Origin of the sequence: Mycolicibacterium wolinskyi (genome assembly GCF_002101965.1) — a bacterium.
GTDB classification, from domain to species: Bacteria; Actinomycetota; Actinomycetes; order Mycobacteriales; family Mycobacteriaceae; genus Mycobacterium; species Mycobacterium wolinskyi.
In genome coordinates this window covers 645,009-667,649 of sequence record NZ_LQQA01000015.1, presented here as the reverse complement: position 1 = coordinate 667,649, position 22,641 = coordinate 645,009, and the positions used below count along the sequence as shown (strand labels likewise).

Here is a 22,641-nt window from a genome sequence, read left to right as displayed (position 1 = left end):
CTCAGACGCCGCGCGCGATCAGGTACGACGACGCCGCCATCACATCACCGGTCGCATAGCTCGCGCCCGACTCGCCGACGCCGAGGCCGGACCGGCCCAGCTCCTCCACACCATGGGCGGCCAGCGCCGAATGCTGCGCACCGTGCGCACTGAATCCCGTGGCCGTCTGCAACGAAACCGCGTCAGCGGCAGGCGGAACCACCGTCGACACCACCGGCGCCGCCGCCGCATGCGCGGCCGCCAACCGCGCCGTCAACGCCTCCACCGCCGTACCGGCAGCGGACAAACCTTCAGGCAAAACCCGCAATGTCACAGTCATCCTCCCCGTTCACCGAACAAGCCGCCGGTCACCGGGCCACCAGACACCCGGTGAGAATTCGCTACCTCACAACAATCCAGAGCCTCCCCCGGCTCCACTCTTGTTTGCCATGTTGCTGCGGCCACTGTACGAGTAGCGGCGGTCGCTGTCGACCCCTACCTCCGCGGCACGCGGTTTGCGAGGCTAACCGCCACAATCCGGCCACAGCGGCGCTTGACGCTGAAACGGCGATACGGGCACCGGGATACATAGCTGCGACCGCCCACACCCCATCGCCCAGCAATGTACACCCGTTTGCCTGCCCCCCGGTTTTCGGTACTTATCCACAACCGGCGCGATTCGGACTACTGCGACGCCGCGGGTTTCGGTGGACTGAACGGGTGAAATACCTGGCTGTTCTGCTGTCGATGGCGCTGTGGGCCCTCGCTCTGGTATGGGCGGCGCCGGCATACGCCGACGGTGACCGGCTGAAGTGGCCGGTTGCGCCCCGACCTTCTGTCACCCGCGGCTTCGACGCCCCTACCCCCAACTGGCAGCGCGGGCATCGCGGTGTCGATCTGGCCGCCGCACCGGGACAACCGGTGTACGCCGCCGCGGCAGGCACCGTGGTGTTCGCCGGCGTCCTCGCCGGCCGACCGGTGGTGTCCATCGCCCACCCCGGCGGCCTTCGCACCAGTTACGAACCGGTGCGGGCTGCGGTGACGACGGGCCAGCTCGTCGCGTCCGGTTCAGTTGTTGGCGAACTCATGGCGGGCCATCCCGGCTGTCCGGTGGCGGCGTGTCTGCACTGGGGCGCAATGTGGGGCCCGGCCTCGCGAGCCGACTATGTCGATCCGCTCGGCCTGCTGGTCGAGACGCCGATCCGGCTCAAACCAGTGCCGGGCTAATACCCTCGAAGAGGTGACCACCCCGGCGGCCGCGAAGGCCCATCGCGACAGAACCATGCGCTTCGGCCTGCACACCGCACTGCCACGGGCCACCGATTTCGCCGAATTCGCGGCCGAGGTCGAAAGTTCCGGGTTCGACGTCCTGACCATCCCCGACCATCTCGTTGCGTCGCTGTCCCCATTCGCGGGCGCGGCGACCGCATGCGCGCACACCACGCGGCTGCACACGGGCACGCTCGTGCTCAACAACGATCTGCGGCATCCGGTGGAGACGGCGCGTGAGTCGGCCAGTGTGGCGATGCTCTCTGGCGGCCGGTTCGAGCTCGGGCTCGGCGCCGGGCACATGAAATCCGAGTACGACGCGGCCGGCCTCAAGTTCGACCGTGGCGGTGTCCGCGTGGACCGGCTGATCGAGGCCGTCGAGGTGATCCGGCCACTGCTGGCCGGTACGGCCGTCGACGTGGACGGTGCGCACTACTGTGTGCGGGCCGGTGCCGGCGAGCTCGTCGCGGCGCCCGGCGTCGCGGTGCCGCTCCTGATCGGCGGCAACGGCACCAGGGTCCTGCAGTTGGCGGGTCGCGTCGCCGACATCGCCGGGCTGGCGGGTTTCAGCCACAACCGCGACGCGACCGAGGTGCGGCTGACCCACTTCGGCCCCGCGGGCCTGCTGGACCGGATCGCGGTCGTGCACGACGCCGCCGGTGATCGCTTCGACGCGATCGAACTCAACGGCCTGATCCAGGTCGTGATTCGAACCGATGACCGGGCCGCCGCGGCCGAGGCATTCGCCGCGCCGCTCGGCGCCGATCCCGAGCTCGTGCTCGAATCCCCGTTCGTACTGCTGGGGACATACGAGCAGATGGCCGAGGCGCTGTCCGAACGGCAACGCCGCTTCGGGATCAGCTACTGGACCGTGTTCGACGCCTGGCCAGGACGGGAGTCGGCCATGCCCGACATCGCCGAGGTGATCAAGCTGCTGCGCTAGCGTGCGTCGAGAAATCCGATCATCGCCTCTGCAACGATGTCGGGCTGATCTCGCTGCACCCAATGCCCCGCACCGGCAACGATTTTCAGATGCGCATTCGGAATGAGCCGAGCGGCGGTGCGAGCGTGCGTGACCGGAACTCCGGCGTCGCGTTCACCGTGAATGATGAGCGCGGGGCACGGGAACGACGCCAGTTGCAAGGTGTAGTCGGTGCGCTGCCGGTTCCACCTGACCTGGTCGCGCTGCCACTGCTCGAAAGCCTCGAAACCACCCGGCTGGCGTGCGGCGGCCATGATCTCGTCCATCAGCTCCCCGGTGAGTTGCGCCGGATCTTTGATCAGGGCTTGCATGCTGCGCATCATCGCTGCCCGGTTGCCGCCCACCCACCGCGTGGTCGCGCCGAGCAGGCCGCTACGAAGTGCGACCCAGGTGACCAGTTGCCGCAGCGCCGACCACCGACCGTCGGACAGCCGCGGCATGATGCCGTAACTGCCCAGTAGCATGGCGCCGGTCACGCGATCAGGGCGATCCAGTACGTGGCCGATGGCCATTCCCCCACCCAAGGACAGTCCACCGATCGCATACCGGTCGAGTTCGAGGGCTTCGGTCAGCTCTGCCACGTAGGTGACCAGGCGCTCCTGAGTGACCGGCAGCCGCGCGGGAGGGCTGTGCCCGAAACCCGGGTGGTCCGGGGCAATCACCCGATATCCGGCTTCGGCGAGTCGCGGCGCGGTGCTGCCCCACGACAATGACGCATTGTCCACGCCCCCGCCGTGTAACAGGACGACCGACAATGTCGGGTCATCTGGCTCCCAGGTGAGGTAGGAAACCGTGCCCGACGGTAGATCGATGCTTGACCGGGTCACCACGTATCAGGCTCGCGGGTGGGCCTGGTCGTGGACGGCGCGCAGCCGTGCGACCGTGACGTGCGTGTAGAGCTGAGTGGTGGCCAGCGTGGTGTGCCCGAGCAGTTCCTGCACGATGCGCAGATCGGCACCGCCCTCCAGCAGATGCGTGGCCGCACTGTGGCGCAAGCCGTGTGGCCCGATGTCGGGTGCCCCGTCCACCGCGGACACGGTCTGATGCACGACCGTGCGCGCCTGTCGCGGGTCGAGCCGGCGGCCGCGCGCCCCGAGCAGCAACGCGGCCCCGGAATCCGGTGTCGCCAGGGCAGGCCTGCCGTCGGACAGCCATGAGGCCAAGGCCCGATATGCCGGGTCGCCGAACGGCACGGTGCGTTGTTTGTTGCCCTTGCCCAGCACCCGGAGAACGCGGCGCGAGGTGTCGATGTCGTCGACGTCGAGCCCACACAGTTCGCTGACGCGGATCCCGGTGGCGTAGAGCATCTCGACGATCAACCGGTCCCGCAGAGCAAGCGGATCCCCTTCCTGCGCGGCGGCATTGATCGCCTCCATCGCTTCGACTGCCTGATCGCGGCGTAGCACCGAAGGCAGCGTGCGGCGCGCCTTGGGGGTCTGCAACCGAACCGCGGGGTCGGTGGCCAGCAGGCCCCGCCGTACGGCCCACGCGCAAAACGTCTTGACCGCCGAAGTGCGGCGCGCCAGTGTGGTGCGCGCCGCGCCCGCGGCCGCCTGCGCCGCGAGCCACGACCGCAACCGAGGCAGCGTCAGGGTTTCCAACCCGCCGTTCGTGTACTCGAACAGCGACCGGAGGTCGCCGAGGTAGGCGCGGCGGGTGTGCTCGGAGCGGCCACGCTGCAGCGCGAGATACTCGTCGAACTCATCGAGAAGAGCCTGCACTCCCCCACCGTGTCAGATGTCGCACCGGTGTCCATCCAACGCGCCGGTGCGCGATCGGGGCGTGACCTTACGGCCCCGTCACAACGCGGTGGCGATGGGTGCCGGCGAGTTCGCGATCTCGTCGAGGACCCGGATGTTCTTCACGATGTCGCGGCTCTCCCTGGCCGCGACAGCCGTGACCGCCCACTGGATGAGACCGACCACGCCGGGCGGGTCGTAGATCAGTTCGCCTTGCCGGGCAACCCGCACGTCCCGCAACCGGATCGTGACCGGACGCGTGAAACGCGGCTGCACCGAAAGGACAGTCGCGAACCGCCATGCGTCGTCGCGAAAACCGCGTACCGCTTCGTTGATCAGGAGTATCTGGTTGTCCATCAGAACGGCGTAGATGTCGGCCAAGGCGGGCGACAGTTCGTTGATGTCGACGACGATGCCGGTGACCTGGCTCGCGAGCACCGCGTTGATGCGGTCGAAATCGGTTTTCAGCTGCCACAATCGAACAGCCGGAACCAATTCCTGAGTCGCGATTCCGAGGTCGAGGCCGATGTGGGCGTTGATCCCGGCCAGCATGTGTTGCAGGATGATCGGCTCTGCCCGGGTAGCGGCGTCGAACGTCACCTGCCAGGACCGGGGCGGCTTGGCGTAGCTGCCGGGGTGAAAGTGGCCGTTCAACGCGTCGAAGTAGCGGTTGGCGAACGCCACGTCCAGTCGTTGCAACCGCGGACCGTCTTCGAACACGCCGTCGGCGACGGCAGTCCGCACCGCGATGGTGATGCGTTTGTACAGCGCTGCGAAATAGCCCAGCCGGCTTGATGATTCGATCGACCACTGGATCACCGAATCGATCCTGTCGACGACCTCATCGAGCGTCGTCGCGGACGGCAACGGCGTGAGGGGCGGATGCTGGGCCATCAGTTCTCCGGCGCCAGATCACCCGGATGGGGCGGCTCGATGTCACGCTCGGTCCGCCACCATTCCACGGCGAGACCGACCGCTGTCACGGAAACGGTCAGGAGAGGACCCACAAGTGCGATCAACACGATCGCGGTTCCGGCATTCATCGCATACCCCACAGCTCAGGCTTCCGCATCGACGGTGTCTGACGTCGTTGTCGGATTTCATGCTCGGCTGCTCAGCACGCTCCTGACACGGGTAGTCGACTACCCCAATTCCGGTCAGTCGACCCGGCGCAGTGTGGCGGGGGTCAGGTCGGCGAGTGTCGGATAACCGTCGACGGCCATGATCAGATCGGCCTCAGCCAGCAGCGACCGCAGCACGTGCACGATGCCGTCGACGCCGCCCAACGCCAACCCGAACGTGTACGGGCGGCCCACGCCCACGGCAGTGGCGCCGAGGGCCAGGGCCTTGACGATGTCGGCGCCGCTGCGGATGCCGGAGTCGAACAACACCGGCAATCCGTCGGCGGCCTCGACCACCCCGGGCAGGCAATCGATGGCGGGCAGACCACCATTGGCCTGCCGCCCACCGTGATTCGAGCAGTAGATGCCGTCGACGCCGCCGTCCTTGGCCCGCCGGACATCGTCGGGATGACAGATTCCCTTGAGGATCAGCGGAAGCTTCGTCAGCGATCGCAGCCACGGCAGGTCGTCCCAGGTCAGCGGATTGCCGAACAGGCTCACCCACCGCAGCACGGTCGCCTGCGGGTTCTCCTCCGGCGGCTGCGGCAGCCCGGCGCGGAACACGGGGTCGCTCGTGTAGTTGGCCAGGCACTTGCCGCGCAGCTGCGGGAAGTTGGACGTGGACAGGTCGCGGGGCCGCCAGCCCGGCACCCAGGTGTCGAGGGTGACGACGATGCCCTTGAATCCGGCTGCCTCGGCACGCTGCACGAGGCTGGCCGCCAACTCGCGGTCGGTCGGCGTGTACAGCTGGAAAAACCCTGGGGTGTCGCCGAATTCGGCTGCGACATCCTCCAGCGGATCCTCAGTGAGGGTCGAGAGCACCAGCGGGACGCCGGTCTTCGCGGCCGCCCGTGCGCCGGCCAGGTCGCCGTGGCCGTCTTGACCGCAGATGCCGAGCACGCCGATCGGTGCCATGAACAACGGCGAGGGCAGCTTGAGCCCGAACAGGTCGACGGACAGGTCGCGTTCGCGTTGGGCGTTGAACATCCGCGGTATCAGGCCCCAGCGGTCGAACGCCGTGCGGTTGACCCGCTGCGTGCGCTCGTCGCCTGCTCCCCCGGCGACGTAGGACCACACCGACGGCGGCATCGCGGCCTGAGCTTTGGCCTCGAGGTTCGCGTAATCCATGGGCAGCGTCGGCAGTACACCCGACAGGCCCTGGAGGTAGATCTCAAGCTGGTAATCGCCGTATGCCATGACGGTTACCTTGCCAGCCTTCGCTCAGCTTGCGGTGCCGGCCTCGGCTTTCGCCAGCTCGGCCTTCCATTCGCGGAAGGTCTCCTCGGTGCGCCCGCGCCGCCAGTAGCCCGAGATCGACCCGGCCCATTTCGCGTCGACGCCGCGTTCCTTGCGGATGTAGGGCCGCAGGTTGTGCATGACGGCCTGAGCCTCGCCGTGAATGAACACCTGCACCTGGCCGGGCAACCACGGGGACTCCTTGACCGCGGCGATCAGCGGTGCGTTGTCGCCGGCCCGCTCGTCACCCACCAGGTCGGCGCGGCCGCCCCTGTAGATCCAGCGCACCTCGACGCCTGCGGGTGCGTTCAGCTCGATCTCGTCGTCAGGCCCGGCGACTTCGATGAACACCCGGCCAATGGCGTTGGCGGGCAAGGCTTCCAGCGCGGTGCTGATGGCGGGCAGCGCGGCTTCGTCACCGGCGAGCAGATGCCAGTCCGCGGCCGGATCGGGCGAATAGGCACCGGCGGGTCCCATGAGATAGGCCGGCTGGCCCGGGGTGGCCGCGGCCGCCCACGGCCCGGCGACACCGTGATCTCCGTGTACGACGAAATCGATGGTGATCTCGCCGCGCTCTTCATCGACCCGGCGGACCGTGTAGGTCCGCACGGTCGGCCGCTGCTCGGCAGGCAGTTCGCCGAAGCTGTCCAACGTGAGCGGCTGTGGTAGGGCGGCCACGTCGACGCCGTCGGGGACGATGACGAGTTTGACGTAGGAGTCGGTGTATTCACTGGGCTTGAAGGTGCCGAACGCGTTGCCGTCGCCACCGCCGTTTCCCCCGAGCACCACTCGCACCATGTGGGGCGTCACCTGCTCGCGCCGCACCACCTCGAACGTGTGTATGGGTCGTCCCGCCATACCGCCTCCAAAACTCATCCGCCGGTCGTTCATTAGCCGACCTCATCGACTATACGGAAAAGGATGGTGCAGGAGGCGGCTACCGATGCTTGCTCGGCTGACCACAACAACGGCGAGAGATCGCGGCGGCGCAGTCTCGGGGCAATGCGATTGGCGAGTGTGTCGCGTAGTCGATTCACACCGCCAATGTCGAATTAGATACCACAGCAGCATTTTTCAACACTTGGTTTATCGATCATGCTGGTCCATCGCTCTTTTCACCGGATTGCCGGCGATGAAACCTAACCACTTGATATGCGGCGCAAAGGCCACACCAACCCACCATCGATAGCGTCATTTCATGTGCAGTTCAGTTCGTCCTACGAGCAGAAGGAGCTTCGAATGAATGTGAAACGAATTGCGGCTGGTGTTGCGATCACCGGTGGTCTCGGGTTGGCGACGCTTGTGCTAGGCGCTGGCATCGCGGCCGCTGAACCACCCCCGTTCGCGCCTGGTGTGCCCGGCCTACCGGGGCCCGGGCCAGGTCCGATCGGGCCCGGGCCGCTCGGACCCGGGCCGGCGTTGTTCGGCCCCGGGGTCGGCTTGCTTGGACCAGTGGCACCTCTACTGGGGCCATTCCTTCCCTGACCACTCGCCCTGCGGGGGCCGTCTTTGGCCAGAACTCAGATTCGGCAAGACGGCCCTCGCGCGCGATTGCATGGGACCTTCCTGGATCCGAGTTCGGCGGCCGCGAGGCGCCTTCCCGGCATTTCCATATCGACCTCATATGTTCCTGCCAGTCGGCACCAATCGTTCGTCTCTAGTCTCACTCCGCGTACGGTCAGCTCAATAGAAAGGAGGTCGGGTTGCCCTCCGCAGAGCAGCGCCGCAGCTTGGTCGAGACCGACATGTCCTCGGTATATTTCGGGCTGCCCGACGCTCGGTGCGTTGTCCGCCTGCTCGACGCCCGACCAGCGGCGATATCCCCCAGGCGGATCCTGCAGTAGATGAGGGCGGGACGTGCGGCACACAACCCCGAGCGATCCTACTGTGCTGCACGTCCTTACCTCGTCATCTGACTTCACAGCTCTGCGAGCAAGCACCCGACCGTCTCGAATCGCATCCGGCGGGACTGGCGTAGCAACAAGGGGTGCGACGCGACCCGCGCATCGCACCCCCTGCGTTGAGGCCAGGTATGGGTATGGCAGTCGGTTCAGCGCCAAGGAACTCCCGGACCCGGAGGCGGTGGCGGTGCCGGCGGCCCAGGCGGGCACGGCTGAAACGGTCGGCACACGCTGGGCCCCGGTCCGGGTCCAGGCGGAGGAGGCGGCTGGGCCGAGGCGAGCGCACCGCCGAACCCTATGGCGGCAAAAGCCAGTCCGCCCGACAATGCCATTGCCCCGATGAATCGCTGTGAGATGACGTGCATGGGATTTTCCTTTCTGTCCGGAGCGTGAGCCGCTCCGCCAGTAAAACCCTGAAGCACGTCGGTCACATTCGTAACACGAAGAGGACACGAACTCCCGGCTATGAATCGGTTATATTATTGCTGTGCAATTGATTTGAAGGGTCGTCAGCTCGAAACGCCTCGACGTGCAACGCCCAGTCATCGCGTTAACTTCTTGCAGTGCAGCATCTTTGCGGGACTTCGCGAATCATGTTCATAGGAAACAGCATCCCTGAGTTGCGGATGTAATCAAAGTAGTGCGTTCATCGACGGGCACGCATCTGGCCCCGCATGCGCGGGGCCAGATACCGACGAAGCCTGCTTTACTCGCCCGCGCTACTCTTGTTCCGGTCGGCCTTGTGCCCGCCGGCGGTATTGCCGCCGATACCGCTGGCCCTGCTGAATCCGCGAGCGTTCCCCGCACCCTTCGCGGACGTATCACCCGTTGCGGCCGGCTCCGCTTTGTTTCCGGTCTTGAAGCTGGCTGTTCCGTCGGCGGTCGTCGCGTCGATCTCGTTGGTGTCCGAGGACGCGGCGGTTTCAACATCGGCAGTTAGTCGACTGTCGGTCGCCTCAGTCGATGCTCCAACCGATGCAGCCGGCTCATCCTCTCCCACAGCGTCTTCACCGAGTTCCGGCGTCATCGTGGAAGCGTCCGTTTCTTCTATCGATGCCGCCTTCTCGGTGGAGGAAGTACTGCCCGCCTGGACAACATCGGGTCAATGCGCCTGAACAAGATCCTGCCGCGGGTGGGTCAGCGGGATCGCGGGAAGTGTTACAACAAAGACTGTTTCACCAGGCACGCTTCGGACCTCGACCGTGCCATTGTGGGCCTTCACCAGCGCCGCGACGATGGCCAGACCGAGCCCCGTGCTGCCTGCGCGGCGGGATCGGGATGAATCACCGCGGGCGAAGCGCTCGAAGATCTCGGGTTGTTGGTGTTCAGGGATGCCAGGCCCGTTATCGGTCACAGTCAACACAACTCGCCCGTCGCCCGAGTGGGTTAGCGATATGTTCACGCGGGTTCCCGGTGGAGTATGCACGCGAGCATTCGACATCAGGTTGGCCAGCACTTGGTGTAATCGCACTCGATCCCCGATGACCATCACAGGTTCGTCGGGCACGTTGACCGACCAACGGTGCTCTGGTCCCGCGACGTAAGCGTCACTGACCGTGTCGACGGCGAGTTGGCAGAGATCTACTTGCTCGTGGTCAAGTGGCCGGCCGGCGTCCATGCGGGCGAGCAGGAGCATCTCCTCCACCAACTGGCTCATACGCTTGGACTCGACGTCAACACGGTCGATCGCGTGTGCGAGATCAGTTGGGCTGGAGGACAGTCGGCGGCGGGCCAGCTCGGTGTAGCCCCGGATGGATGCCAGCGGCGTGCGCAGCTCGTGGCTGGCATCGGCGACGAACTGGCGCACCCTTGTCTCGCTCGCATGGCGCACCGCTAGTGCCTCGGCGATGCGATTGAGCATCCGATTGAACGCCGCGGCGAGCTGCCCCACCTCGGTGTGAGTGGTGTCAGGGTCCACGTGAACCAAAGGTGTGGGCAGGTTCACCTCACCGCGTACGAGATCGAGCTGGGCGACTTGATGGGCCGCGTGCACGACCTGGGACAGCGGGGCGAACTGGCGGCGGATGATCCAGATTCCCACCGCGGCTGCCAGTATCAGAGCGACCGCAGCCACCGCACTGAAGAACCCGAAGATCGTCAGCAGGGTGTTGTTGACACCAGCCAGAGGGAGGCCGGCGACTACGGTGTTTCCGTTGCTGGCGGCAACGCCGACCAGTTCATAGTGGCCAAGGCCGTCCAGGTTGATACGGACCGGGTCGCCTACCTTGATGTCTGCGAGCTGGCGGAATGCGGTCGGCGACAGCTGGCTCCGATTACCGTCGGCAGCGACCACGGCTGCTTCGGTGACCCGGCCGTTGACGATCACCGCACCGACAGTGTCCACCGACTGGCCAGGACCGTCGAGAAACAGCGGACCGGGGCCAGCGTACCGCTCGAATGGCGGTGGTCCGAAATCGTAGAACCCTGTCGACCGGAGTCCTGCGTCGATCACTTGGCGGTCGAGCTGCTGGAGCAGAAAGCGATTCATCGCCAGCAGTGTTCCGGCACCGATACCGGCGCAGACGACGATGAGAAGTGTCACGACCACCGCGAGCAGCCGCGTCTGCAGTGCCCACGTGCGCGGTCGTCTCAGCCGAATGCGCCGGAAAACTTCAGCGAGGTGGTTTGAGAACATATCCGGATCCGCGGAGCGTATGGATCATTGGCGTGCGCCCGGCATCGATCTTGCGACGCAAATAGGAGATGTACAGCTCGATGACGTTTGAGCGTCCGTCAAAGTCGTAGTGCCACACCCGGTCGAGGATCTGGGCTTTCGTCAGCACCTTTCGCGCATTGCGCATCATGTACCTGAGTAGCTCGAACTCTGTTGCTGTCAAGCGGATTTCATCTCCGCCCCGGGTTACCTCATGACTGTCCTCGTCGAGTATGAGATCGCCCACGACTAGTTTCGCCATCCCGGTGTCCTCCGACACCCCGGTCCGCCGCATGAGTGCACGGAGCCGCAGCACCAACTCTTCGACGCTGAACGGCTTCGTCACGTAGTCGTCGCCACCTGCAGTGAGTCCGGCGATTCGATCTTCGAGCGACTCTTTGGCGGTCAGGAGAAGTAGCGGCAATCCGGGCTGCGCTTCGCGTAACTTCCTCAAGACGTCAAGGCCACTCATATCAGGCAGCATCACGTCCAGAACCACGACATCAGGAGGGGATTGTTGGGCTTGGCGGATTGCCGAGGCACCGTCCCCAGCGGTCGAGACTTGCCATCCCTCATAGCGCAATGCCATCGACACCAATTCGGCCAGTCCGGGCTCATCGTCCACCACAAGGACCTGGATTGGACTGCCGTCGGCGCGAGTCATGGTCGCCCGTGTGGCAGCTGCCCCGGCAGCCTGTTCCGGCAAGGTAGCCGTGCGTTCATCAGAATTCGGCACTGTCAAATTCTCATAATCCGTTCTAGGCGCCGACTGTGTTGATTCTATGGCGCAGCTATGTAATTGCCGGCGACACCATCAGAAATGGACGTGCGGCACGTGTATTTCGGGGGCACGTGCCGCACGTCCTACCCATCAAGCGATCGGCTTCATTTCCGCAGGATCAGCGGGGCGGTGGCGGGCATGGCGCACCGGGGCCGCATGGCGGCGGGGGCGGCGGCGGGGCTGCGTTGGCTACCCCTGCCCCGATGCCCGCAGTAGCCAGAGCAAGCCCCCCGGAAACGGCGGCAGTGGCGATCCAGCTGAGACGGCGCTTCTTCTGTGCTGGCAACTCGAACTCCTCTCGGTCGTATTTCTCGTTGCACCAAAGAATCTAGAGGTCGATCGTGGGCGGAAATTGTCAAGAAGCTATGTCCCAGATGTGGAATTGATACTGCTGCTCAGTGAGTTCCGTTGCAGCACTGATCATTCCGCGCGTGCGTCGTCGAGGGCTGCCATCCGGTCGTCGATCCACTGATGCATGGAATCCACCACGGCGGCGAGATCTTGCTCACTGAGCCCGGCGGTAACCGGGATGGTCGCAGCGATCCCGTCGAGGACGGTATGCGCCTTCCCGTCGCCGTACATCTCGTCATAGATGTCCCAATACGCGTCGTTGTACGCCTGCACCCACTTCGCCGATTCGAGGAAGCGCGTCTTCAGCGGGTTGCCGTGCGCCGGGCCGCGCCTGCCACCGAGTGCCTGAAACTCTTCAGGAGGAATGCCTGCCTCTTTGTCGCCGGGCGGGGGACCGATCTTGAGCTCCTCATTGGGTCCTACCGTGGCGTCCCCATACATCGCGAGGTTGAGATCCCACGAGACCACCGAGAGCTTCTCGGTCTCCAGGTCGTACCAGAGGTAGTAATTCTGACCGGGCCCGCCCATATCATCGCCGTTGGCCAGTAAATGCTGAGTCGCCAGGTAACGCGCCAGGGATTGGACATCGAACCAATCGGACAGATGGGTGTCGAACTCGTCCTGGTCGGCGCCGTCCAGCCATTTGAGGAACTTGACGATCGGCTGAAGGTTCCCGTTGTCGGCGCTGTTGATCTGCTTGAACTGGTTGGCGTACTCGGACTGGTCGGTACCGACGAACTCCATGCGGGACCCTGCATCGGCCTTGTACAGATAACCATCGGACTCGAACAGCGCGTTCGCATACGTCTCGTCGGGGTGCTCGAGGATGAGGCGTGTGGTGGTCTGGCCGTTGATGGTGTAAGTGGCGTAGGCGTAGCGCTGAGTCGGCTGACCGGTTTCGGCGGTGAGTGACAGAGCCAGCGCCTCGTTGATTATGGGAGTTCCTGGCCGAACTGACAATTCGGTGACTCCCTGATACCCGCGTCCTTCGGCATTCCTGTCGAAACTGATCAGCAGCGGGAGTGACGTCGGGTCGTCGGCGGACGCACTCACCATGTTCATGGCGTCGTTCGACGTCGGCGCATCGCGCGGTCGGTCCTTGCCGCTACGCATCGACGCCAGAGTCGAATTCCCCTTCAGCCGCACGGAGACATCGCTGATGAACGTATCGTCGATGGTGATATCGGCTGTCACCCACTTTTTCTCGCCATCATTCTGGTAGGCCGACATCATGTCGTTGTACTCGGCCGGGGTGATGTTGACGGTCAGAGTGTGTGCCACATCGGGGTCGAAGAAATCGACGGTGCCGGTGATGTTTTCGGTGATATCCGATGTCAATATCGTTGTGTCGCCGCTGATGTAGGGACGGATCGTGGTCTGTCCGAAAGCCACGGTCAGGCCCAGAGCAACTGCTACCAGTAATGCGAGCAGTTTCCAGTGCTGACGTAGCCGTACCGGTAGCCGGTGGACGACACGTCGTTTCGTTTGCACACCCTCGACATCTCGATCGGCTTCGTCCATCAGATGTCGGTCTGGTCGTAGCCGGTCAGCACTGTCACTCGTTGGCCGGTATTGACGGCTCCCAGCGCGGCGATCAACTCACCGGCCTTGCGGCCCTTCTTCAACTGTGCCGTGTAGTAGAGCTCGTTGAGTGCCCCCGATCGAGCAGATTCCGTTGACACCAGCTCGAACTCGGTGCAGTGCTCGATCAGTACGTCTTCAACGCGCGCGGTGTACTCGGGTTCCGGTGGCACCTGAACCTTGACGACCTGGCGCTGTACGTCCAGCTTGAACCAGTTGAACCGGTACATGATCAGCAGCACCAGGCAGATGACGACCGTCGCGGCGATCGCCAGGACGTAGAACCGCGTGCCGGTGGTCATGCCGATCGCCATCGCTAGAAAGATGAAGCCAACATCTCGGGTTTCCTTGATGGCATTACGGAATCGAATCACCGACAAGGCGCCGACGAGTGCGAAGGCCCGGGCGATGTTGGATCCCACGACGAGCATGATCACTGAGATCACCATGCAGACCATCACCAAGGTCTGCACATAGGACTGGCTGTAGGAGACGTTCTTATGGGTGTAGCGGTAGACCCATCCGATGATCGTTGCGAGCACGAACGATAACGTCAATGAAGCGATCACGTCGAAGACGGTGAACGTGCCGCTGAGATCCTGCAGGTTGATGGTCACGATGGGCTTTCTTTGTCGATTGGTGGATGCGGTTCTGGGGGTGAATCAGACCCTGGGAGTGGACAATTCCCCGAAGAGCTCGGTGGGGGCCGGTCGCGGCACGTAGTCGACCACCTCAGGCGCGCCGAATCTCGACCGCGGCGTATGCCCGAAGGCCTGCACCGACTGGCAGTACTTGGAGATCCGAACCACCGACATGTCGATTCGGGCAGCTAGATCGGTAACCCAATAGGGCACACGTTCGTTGGCCTTGATCTCCACGATGGCCAGTTTGGGTGGGATGATGTAGCGGTTCTGTGCCCCTGAGGCAAAGTGGAAGTCACGGTCGCGCCCGTGCACCTTGTGGTCGATGGTCACCCGCAGGCCGAGGTCAGCGTCACGGCCAACGAATGCCTCACGCAGATAACCGGTTGTGACGATGGGGCGCAGGTCGAGGTTGCCGATAAGCGTGGTGACTTCCTCGACAAACGGACGCTGCACTGGATCGCACGGGATCTGTTGGCGCGCATCGAGCCATTGGCGTGCCACACCGTAGGGCAGGGCAATCCTGCGCTTCTGTGTCACCCGGTTCACCCGCTGCTTGATCTCGACCTGCACCGACGTGTCGTCGGTGCAGGCTGTGGGCTGCCCGTAGAGTCGCATGCGCAGTTTGCGCCGGAACCGCAGGCCCTCGATCTTCTCCCAGTAGAAACGCAGGTCCGGGGTGTCATAGTACAGCGATGTCACCGGGTACCCACCGTGCGGCGAATATGGGTCAGAGCTCATGTGCTCGGCAAGTTGTGCGCGCAGCGCGGGAACCTTGAATTCGTCCAGCAGGTACTTGATCTCGTACCGGTTGAAGGAATGCAGCCGGCTTGCCGTCTGTTGATAGCCGGTGGGCTCAGTGGGGACGTCCTCATGCCTGCGGTCACGCTGGTCCGTCGCGGTCTTCACGAACCAGTTGAACACACCCATGAAGTTCCCTGCCTTTCAGTGACGTTCGCATGCTGTTTACCTACCTAAGCGTGCGAAGCTATGCGCGGCGTGAGTGTCGGATAGTGGGCAGCTATCTGTTAGGGAATCGGAATCACCGGCGGTTCATCAGAATTGGACGTGTTTTCCGGAACCAACGGTGGCCACTGGACGGCTGTCGGCGGCCAGGATTCGACTGAGCTGGAGGACCGGCTCGCACTGTCGTCGTCATCGTCGTCATCGTCGTCGGCATATGCGTTGCCGGCCAACCCCAATGAGATCGACGCCATGGTCAGTAGCGCAACGGCGAATCTCTTTGCACGCATCACAGCGGAAGCACGGCGCTGTAGACGTTGACACTGTCATCGGAAGTATCGGTGCTCATCTGCGCCGATGCGAACAGACGCACGGTCACCGCGCCGCCACACTCGTCGACCGCAACGTGAGCATCCATGACCGAGATCGTTGCCATTCGGCCTTTCACCGACTTGGCCCCGAGACCCACGGTCGTGATCCCTCCCGAGTGCAGTGTCGACCCGATATCCGGCCCGACCCCGATGAGCGGAGCATCGTCGAATAGGTCAGTGTCGAAATCTATTCCGAGATCGAGCCCCTCGCTCAGGTCGGCCTGGCACCCGAGTTGGGCGCCGACCACCAATTGCCCGGTAGTCACTGGCACAGCCCCGTCACCATCGACGGTGACTGTCACACGCCCGCTGAGATAGCCCTCTCTGGTCAATGGTGCGGCTGCCATATTGGGCACCGCGTTGACGCGAACTCCAGTGAGCGCCAACGTCATCCGCCAGCCATCGACCGTGTCAATCGAACGGTTGATGTCGGGGACGGGAATCGACTCCGCCCGCGAAACACCAGTAGCAAAGAGGAGAAGCCCGACACTGGCCGCCGACGCACTGATGAATTTCTTGAGGATCAACGGGGGATACCACCATAACTGTGTCTCGATTGCACGACAGGTCAAACGGGATTGCGGGGGCCGCGCTTACCGCCCGACAATCGTGCACGACGAAGATGTGACCGAGCTATGTACCACGTGATTCGTCGCCAACACCGGCGATTGACCGCCGATTCGAACTGATAACGTTGCGGCACATCTTTTTTCGCTTTCGCAACATAGAGTTCAAGCTCTGCCATTCGGCTGTCCAGCCATCTCTATCCATAGGCTGGTGATAGCAAAGACATAGCTCGCCCCAAGCCGGCCTGGACACGATGAGAGTTGCCACCGTCATGTCATACCCACGGCGCTGGCCTCGAGGAGATGTTGAGAAAGAAGGATGTGGACTATGCCCAAGACGAATCGTCGGGCGGCGCTCGGATCGGCCCTGGCAGCCGTGTCCGTACTGAGTGCCGGCGCTACCATCGGAATGGCTGTCGCCGTAGCGGCTCCCCCGCCACCGTGTCCGCCCGGGGTGCCTTGCGGGCCGCCCGGGCCGGGAGGCCCAGGATTCGGGCCGGGTCCGGGTGGACCCGGCATAATGCCTCCGCCCGGACCGGGCCTGCCGCCACCGGGGCCGGGGCGCGGACCATGCCTGCCGTTCACGCCCTGCTAAACGAGGGCCGAGTCAGGAGCCCGGCACAGCGGCTGCTGTGCCGGGCTCCTGCCGTTGTGAACTGGTTCTCGCAGAGTCACCCCGCGGCCGACGGTTTGGTGAGGTCGTAAAGTTTCACCCTGTCGACGGTGACAGCAGTGAAGTTCTCTTTGCCCCAGTCCTTGATGGCATGTCAGCGCGATGTGTGCGATGTGTGTTGCGTCTCGCAACGACCTCAACAGTCGCAAGGTCGGCAAAGACCGCGGTCGCCAGATCTCGATCCCAGACATAGATTAGCCGCGCGAGGTCACCGTCTTGGCCGGCGACGTTGAGATATGCGCGTATCGTTCGCTCGAGATGGCACGATCCAGGGCGGGGGCTCGCCGACCGATGGCCAATTCGCGGGAACGCACCAACGGGCTACCGCCGCTTGCTCAGCCGCCAGCAGCCCGATTCAGCGACCACCAGGCCCGCGATCTCCAGCATCGTCAGGGGGCCCAGTACCTGGTGTGGCGGGACGCCCGCGGACACGGCGATCTCGTCCACGGTGCACGAACCACGGGCGGGCAAGGCGTCATAGATCCGTTTCTCGTTCGTGCCGAGCTCATCCAGCGGACCGGCCGGGTGCTGTTGTTCGGGGGCCAATTCACCGATGTGGCCCACCAGTTCGACCACCTCGGCGGCCCGGCCGACCAGAGTGGCACCGCCGCGCAACAATGCGTGACAGCCCGCCGACGCAGCCGATGTCACCGGACCCGGTACCGCGCACACGGGCCTGCCGATCGCCTTGGCCCACGCCGCGGTGTTCGCCGCACCGCTGCGTAGCCCGGCCTCCACGACCACCGTCGCGCCGGACAGCGCGGCCACCAGTCGATTGCGGGTGAGGAACCGCAACCGCCCGGGCGCGACACCCGGCGGGTATTCACTGATGAGCAAGCACTGTTCGCGAATACGACGGAACAAGGCGCTGTGCCCGGCCGGGTAAGGATTGTCGACGCCGCCGGCCACGACGGCGACCGTGGTGCCCTCACATGCCAGCGTGGCGCGGTGCGCCACGCCATCGATCCCGTAGGCGCCACCGGATATCACCGTCACATCGCGCTCGGCCAGACCCGCGGCGAGTTCGGCCGCGACATGCTCGCCGTACGCGGTGGCAGCGCGGGTGCCGACGATCGCGGCTGCCCGGTAGGAGACGTCGTCGAGACGTTCCGGTCCGACCGCCCACAACACCAACGGTGGGTGGGCATTCGACTTGTCCACGCTGTCGAACGCCCGCAACGCCAGCAGCGGCCATTCGTCGTCGTGCGGGGTGATCAACCGGCCGCCGAGCCGATCCAGGATATCGAGATCCCTTCCCGCACAATCCAGCTCACGCCGTGCCTGGACACGCTCGGCGAGGCTCGGATCGACGTCACCTGCCTTCACTCGCGCTGCCGCCTCGACCGGGCCCACCGCCTCGACCAGGGCCGCCAGCTGTGGGCACGGCGGTTCGGCCACCCTCGACAGATACGCCCACGCGAGCCGCGTCTCGTCGGCCATCACACCCTCCCGGCCTGACGGAAACTCAACGCGGCCGTCACATCTTCCAACGCGGGCATACTGCGCCCCGCCAGATCGGCCAACGTCCACGACACTCTCAGACAACGATCCGCACCGCGGATACTGATCACGCCGCGTTCCAGCGCGGTGCGCAACGGCTCCATCGTCGCCTTGGGCAGCCTGAACTTTCGCCGCAACAGCGGACCGCTCACTTCGGCATTGGTGCGGATACCGTATGGCCGCCACCGCTCCTCGGCCGCGAGTCGCGCGAACGCGACCCGCTCGCGGACCGTGGCACTGGACTCCCCCGCGTCCGGCGCGAACGCGCCCGCGCTCATCGGGTGTAGTTCGACGCGCAAGTCCACGCGGTCCACCAACGGGCCGGACAGCTTGCCCATGTAGCGTCGCCTGGCCTGTGACGAACAGATGCAATCGACGGGGTTCGGCGGTGCGCACGGACACGGATTGGCGGCGAGCACCAATTGGAACCGGGCCGGATAGCACGCCACCCCGTCGCGGCGGGCAAGCCTGATCTCCCCGTCCTCCAAGGGTGTTCGCAGTGCTTCCAGGGAACTGACGCCGATCTCGGCGAACTCGTCGAGGAACAGCACTCCGCGATGGGCCTGGCTGACCGCACCCGGCCGGGCCATCCCGCTGCCCCCACCGACCAGGGCCGCGACACTGCAGGTGTGGTGCGGCGCGACGAACGGCGGCCGGGTGATCAGCGGCGTGTCGTCCGACAGCAGGCCCGCCACCGAATGAACCGCCGTCACTTCCAGCGACTCGGCATACGACAACGGCGGCAGCAAGCCGGGAAGCCGTTGCGCCAACATCGTTTTGCCGATACCCGGCGGGCCGGTGAGCATCAGGTGATGGGCGCCGGCGGCCGCGACCTCGACGGCGAACCGCGCCTGCCCCTGCCCGACGACGTCGGCGAGGTCGGCGGTCGGCTCGGGCGCTCGCCCCGGTGCGGCGACCCGGCCGGGCAACTCGGCTTTGCCCTCGAACCAGGCCTTCAACTGACCGAGGCTTTGCACGCCGAGCACTTCGATGCCGTCGACCAGGCTGGCCTCGGCCAGATTGTCGGCGGGCACGACGACCGACGGCCAGCCCTCGTGCTTGGCGGCGAGCACCGCGGGCAGGACGCCGTTGACCGGACGTACCCGCCCGTCGAGGGCCAGCTCGCCGAGCAACACCGTCTTCTCCAACCGCGGCCACGCCGTCTTGGTGTGGGCCGACAGCACCGAACTCGCCAGGGCGAGATCGTAAACCGATCCCACCTTGCGCAACGTCGCAGGCGACAACGCCAGCGTCAGCCGCGACATCGGCCAGCTGTTGCCGCAATTCGTGATCGCCGCACGCACGCGGTCGCGTGACTCCTGCAGCGCGGCGTCGGGCAATCCGACGAGATGCACGCCCGGCAATCCCGACGTGATGTCGGCCTCGATCTCGACAATCACCCCGTCGAGCCCGCGTACCGCAACCGAATACGCCCTGCCCAAACCCATCTCAACCCACCCCTTTCAGGTGGGTGAGCTCGGGTTCACGGCGCCGGCCGATCCGGATGCCGATCACATCGATCCGCACCTCGGCCCACCGCGTGTCCTGCTCGGCCAGCCACAGCGCGGCCAACCGGCGGATGGTGCGCACCTTCTGGGCCGTCACGGCCTCGGCGATGCCCCCGAAGCCGTCGCCGGTGCGGGTCTTCACCTCGACGAAGACCACGGTGCGCGCATCCGGGTCTTCCGCGATCACGTCGAGTTCGCCGTACCGGCACCGCCAATTGCGGACCAACGTCCGCAACCCGGCGGCCGTCAGATGGTCGACCGCCAGCTGTTCGCCGAGAGCGCCGATCTCGGCCCGTGTCAAAGAAGTCATGTCGACACCGTGCGGCCACGGTCCGACAGATCCGGCCCGAAACGGGCTCAACTCACCGGGTTATCCCCAACCTTGACTTCATCCACAGGGTTCGCGGGTCGGACATCGGCACCTCGCCGTCAGTCGCGCTGAAACGCCACGTCGAGCACTCCGCCCGCGCCCGCGGCGTCCCCGGCGAAGTCGACGGTGACGTGGTCCAGCACGCCGCCCGTGAGCGGATACGGCGAGTCGAATACCGACGACACCGAGTACACGACACTGCGGCCCGCCGACACGGTCTGCATGATGTCGAGACCGTTGATCGCGACGCCCTCGGCCGCGCCGACGACACGGTCGTCGACCGACAGCACGACGTCCCCGATCATGCCGAAGGTTCCGTCGATCGATCCGGTCCGCGTGAATTCCGCACGGAAAACATGCCGCCCCACCGTAATCGGCTCATCGGATGTGACGGCGCGCTCGACGCCGCCGACATTGCAGACGTATCGGAGGCGCGTGCCCTGGAGGAACAGCACCTGGCCGCCCGACCGGTTGCCTTGCGAGAACAACACTCCCGCTGCGGCGTCACTTTCGACCGTGACCACCGCGGTCACCACGAATGACCGGCCCCGGACCAGCCCGCGAAACGACGTGTGCCCCGCCGGCGTGCCTGCGTAATAAACCACGCGCGGCGACGGCGCCGCGGCGGTGGCCGCACCCCGGCCGATGAGTTCCCCGGTGCTCAGATCGCTGAGCGGAAACGCCTGGTATTCAACAGCTTTCTCGTGCCACAACGCCTTGAGCTCGGCCAGCTTGTCGGGATGCTCGGCCGCGAGATCGTGGATCTGGCTGCGATCGGCTTCGATCCGGAACAGTTCCCAGCGATCCTGATCGAACTGCGACCAGCCCCGCGGACCCGCACACGTCGGCGGGTGCACGGTGTTGGCGAACCACCCGTCGTGCCAGATTCCGCGGGTGCCCATCATCGAATAGAACTGCGTGTCCTTGACCGTCCCACCGGCCGGATCGTGCAGGGCCGCAGCGAAACTGACGCCCTCCAGCGGCCGCTGCGCGATGCCCTTGACTTCGCCCACATCGGTGATGCCCAGCAGGTCGTAGACCGTCGGCGTCACGTCACTGACGTGGGCATAGTGATCGCGCACCGCGCCCCGCGGTGACAGCCCGGCCGGCCAGGAGATCACGCACGGATCCGCGATCCCGCCCTCGTGCGAGGCGTAGCGCTTGAACAGCTTGTACGGCGTGTTGAACGCCATCGCCCAACCGTTCGAGTAGTTGAGCTGCGTTGCCGGTCCGCCGAGTTCGTCGTAGAGCCGCAGCCCTTCCCGGGTCGTGTCGGCGCTGCCGAACATGGGTACGGATTCGTCGATGGCTCCCATCGGGCCGCCCTCGCCGCTGGCCCCGTTGTCGGACATGATGACGACGATCGTGTTGTCCAGCTGCCCGGTGTCTTCCAGGTAGTCGAGCACCCGTCCGATCTGCGCATCGGTATAGCTGAGGAATCCGGCGAACACCTCGGCCATCCGGCAGGATACGCGTTTGTCATCGTCCGACAGCGAGTCCCACGGCCGGACGTTCTCGTGCTCGGGCCACGGTATGCCGTCCGGGCTGGTGGCTCCGGCGTACGGATTCATCGGGGACAGTTCGGTTTCGGGCGGCACCAGGCCGAGCTTCTTCTGATTGGCCAGTGCGAGCTCGCGGTACTGCTCGTAGCCCATGTCGAAACGGCCGCGGTATTTGTCGGCCCATTCGGGAAAGACCTGGTGCGGCGAGTGCCCGGCGCCCGGACACAGGTACATGAACCAGGGCTTGTCCGGCGCGGCCGCGCGGTGGTCGCGCAGAAAGCCGATGGCGTTGTCGGCGAGATCCTTCGACAGGTGATAGCCCTGCTCCGGGGTGGACGGTGGGTCGATCGGCTGGTTGTCCCGGACGAGGCTCGGGTACCACTGGTCGGTCATACCGTCGAGGAATCCGTAGAACCGGTCGAATCCGCGGTTCAACGGCCAGTAGCGGCGTGACCCCGCGGCGTGGCAATCCTCGAGCGGTGTGAGGTGCCACTTTCCGACGGCATATGTCGACCATCCCCGTTCGGCCAGCACTTCCGACATCAGCGCGGTCTCGGCGGGGATGCGCCCGTTGTGCCCGGGATATCCGTCGGCCAGATTCAGTACGGAAGCCACCCCGACCGAGGTCGGGTTACGCCCGGTGAGAAGCGAGGCGCGGGTCGGCGAACACAACGCGGTGGTGTGGAACTGCGTCAACCGGATTCCGCGGTCGGCGATGCGCGACATGTTGGGCATCTCGACGAGGCCGCCGTAGCAATCCCAGGTCGCGATGCCCGTGTCGTCCCACAGCAGATACAGGACGTTCGGCGCGCCCGCGGGTGCGGTGGCACCCCGGTAGGGCGCCCAGTCGGGCACCGAGTCCCTGATGTCCTCGCAGACCGTGCCGTCGAATTCCACCATGTGCCTCCTCGAGCGCTGGACGGGTTAGCTAGCCGCGCTTACTACCGTACGGAC

The 22,641-nt window shown here is 65.2% G+C and carries 20 protein-coding genes; 2 read left to right on the top strand and 18 right to left on the bottom strand.

Going from position 1 to position 22,641, the window contains the following annotated elements; translation table 11 throughout:
* Position 1: 1 nt before the first annotated feature.
* Complete coding sequence (locus AWC31_RS17610) at positions 2-313, bottom strand: PE family protein (protein ID WP_085145515.1); 312 nt, start codon at positions 311-313, stop codon at positions 2-4.
* 413 nt (positions 314-726) lie between these two features.
* On the opposite strand from AWC31_RS17610, the gene AWC31_RS17605 reads away from it, so the two are divergent.
* A complete protein-coding gene (locus tag AWC31_RS17605) occupies positions 727-1,206 on the top strand; it encodes a M23 family metallopeptidase (RefSeq protein ID WP_207626383.1) in 480 nt (159 codons plus the stop codon).
* A 55-nt stretch (positions 1,207-1,261) separates the two neighbouring features.
* Positions 1,262-2,191, top strand: coding sequence for a TIGR03621 family F420-dependent LLM class oxidoreductase (locus tag AWC31_RS17600; protein WP_085145514.1), 930 nt, complete (start codon positions 1,262-1,264; stop codon positions 2,189-2,191).
* Here the strand turns inward: AWC31_RS17600 and AWC31_RS17595 are convergent.
* The 17 genes from AWC31_RS17595 to AWC31_RS17500 form a co-directional block, all read right to left on the bottom strand.
* A complete protein-coding gene (locus AWC31_RS17595) occupies positions 2,188-3,057 on the bottom strand; it encodes an alpha/beta fold hydrolase (protein ID WP_067854365.1) in 870 nt (289 codons plus the stop codon). The two genes, AWC31_RS17600 and AWC31_RS17595, sit on opposite strands and share 4 nt — an antisense overlap.
* Before the next feature lie 6 nt (positions 3,058-3,063).
* The gene (locus AWC31_RS17590) at positions 3,064-3,951 is read right to left on the bottom strand and encodes a tyrosine recombinase XerC (protein ID WP_085145354.1); all 888 of its coding nucleotides are present in this window, start codon (positions 3,949-3,951) and stop codon (positions 3,064-3,066) included.
* A gap of 78 nt (positions 3,952-4,029) precedes the next feature.
* The gene (locus tag AWC31_RS17585) at positions 4,030-4,863 is read right to left on the bottom strand and encodes a DUF5995 family protein (protein ID WP_085145353.1); all 834 of its coding nucleotides are present in this window, start codon (positions 4,861-4,863) and stop codon (positions 4,030-4,032) included.
* Positions 4,863-5,012, bottom strand: a complete 150-nt coding sequence (locus tag AWC31_RS37430) for a hypothetical protein (protein WP_165765981.1) — start codon at positions 5,010-5,012, stop codon at positions 4,863-4,865. Before AWC31_RS37430 ends, AWC31_RS17585 begins: the two co-directional genes overlap by 1 nt.
* A gap of 114 nt (positions 5,013-5,126) precedes the next feature.
* Positions 5,127-6,287, bottom strand: coding sequence for a lactate 2-monooxygenase (locus tag AWC31_RS17580; protein ID WP_085145352.1), 1,161 nt, complete (start codon positions 6,285-6,287; stop codon positions 5,127-5,129).
* 24 nt (positions 6,288-6,311) lie between these two features.
* Complete coding sequence (locus AWC31_RS17575) at positions 6,312-7,184, bottom strand: siderophore-interacting protein (RefSeq protein ID WP_085145351.1); 873 nt, start codon at positions 7,182-7,184, stop codon at positions 6,312-6,314.
* Between the two features lie 1,749 nt (positions 7,185-8,933).
* Positions 8,934-9,254 carry a hypothetical protein gene (locus AWC31_RS17560; protein WP_085145350.1) on the bottom strand — a complete coding sequence of 107 codons (321 nt, stop codon included), beginning with the start codon at positions 9,252-9,254 and terminating at the stop codon, positions 8,934-8,936.
* A 75-nt stretch (positions 9,255-9,329) separates the two neighbouring features.
* Positions 9,330-10,862, bottom strand: a complete 1,533-nt coding sequence (locus AWC31_RS17555; RefSeq protein WP_085145349.1) for a sensor histidine kinase — start codon at positions 10,860-10,862, stop codon at positions 9,330-9,332.
* On the bottom strand, positions 10,840-11,544 hold the full coding sequence (locus AWC31_RS17550) for a response regulator transcription factor (RefSeq protein ID WP_085145511.1): 705 nt from the start codon (positions 11,542-11,544) through the stop codon (positions 10,840-10,842). The genes AWC31_RS17555 and AWC31_RS17550 overlap by 23 nt, the downstream gene beginning before the upstream one ends.
* 537 nt (positions 11,545-12,081) lie before the next feature.
* Positions 12,082-13,533 carry a CotH kinase family protein gene (locus AWC31_RS17545; protein WP_085145348.1) on the bottom strand — a complete coding sequence of 484 codons (1,452 nt, stop codon included), beginning with the start codon at positions 13,531-13,533 and terminating at the stop codon, positions 12,082-12,084.
* Complete coding sequence (locus AWC31_RS17540) at positions 13,533-14,210, bottom strand: DUF4956 domain-containing protein (RefSeq protein ID WP_085145347.1); 678 nt, start codon at positions 14,208-14,210, stop codon at positions 13,533-13,535. Before AWC31_RS17540 ends, AWC31_RS17545 begins: the two co-directional genes overlap by 1 nt.
* Before the next feature lie 45 nt (positions 14,211-14,255).
* Positions 14,256-15,164: a polyphosphate polymerase domain-containing protein gene (locus AWC31_RS17535; protein WP_085145346.1), complete on the bottom strand. Its 909-nt coding sequence runs from the start codon at positions 15,162-15,164 to the stop codon at positions 14,256-14,258.
* Positions 15,165-15,486: 322 nt separating this feature from the next.
* Positions 15,487-16,095, bottom strand: a complete 609-nt coding sequence (locus AWC31_RS17525; RefSeq protein WP_085145344.1) for an MspA family porin — start codon at positions 16,093-16,095, stop codon at positions 15,487-15,489.
* A gap of 1,033 nt (positions 16,096-17,128) precedes the next feature.
* Positions 17,129-18,247: a DNA-processing protein DprA gene (gene dprA / locus AWC31_RS17515; protein ID WP_085145342.1), complete on the bottom strand. Its 1,119-nt coding sequence runs from the start codon at positions 18,245-18,247 to the stop codon at positions 17,129-17,131.
* Positions 18,247-19,755 carry a YifB family Mg chelatase-like AAA ATPase gene (locus AWC31_RS17510; protein ID WP_085145341.1) on the bottom strand — a complete coding sequence of 503 codons (1,509 nt, stop codon included), beginning with the start codon at positions 19,753-19,755 and terminating at the stop codon, positions 18,247-18,249. The genes dprA and AWC31_RS17510 overlap by 1 nt, the downstream gene beginning before the upstream one ends.
* 1 nt (position 19,756) lies before the next feature.
* Positions 19,757-20,125 (bottom strand): YraN family protein, encoded by a 369-nt coding sequence (locus AWC31_RS17505; RefSeq protein ID WP_067854298.1) that lies wholly within the window; start codon positions 20,123-20,125, stop codon positions 19,757-19,759.
* 119 nt (positions 20,126-20,244) lie between these two features.
* Complete coding sequence (locus AWC31_RS17500) at positions 20,245-22,587, bottom strand: arylsulfatase (protein WP_085145340.1); 2,343 nt, start codon at positions 22,585-22,587, stop codon at positions 20,245-20,247.
* Positions 22,588-22,641 lie beyond the last annotated feature (54 nt).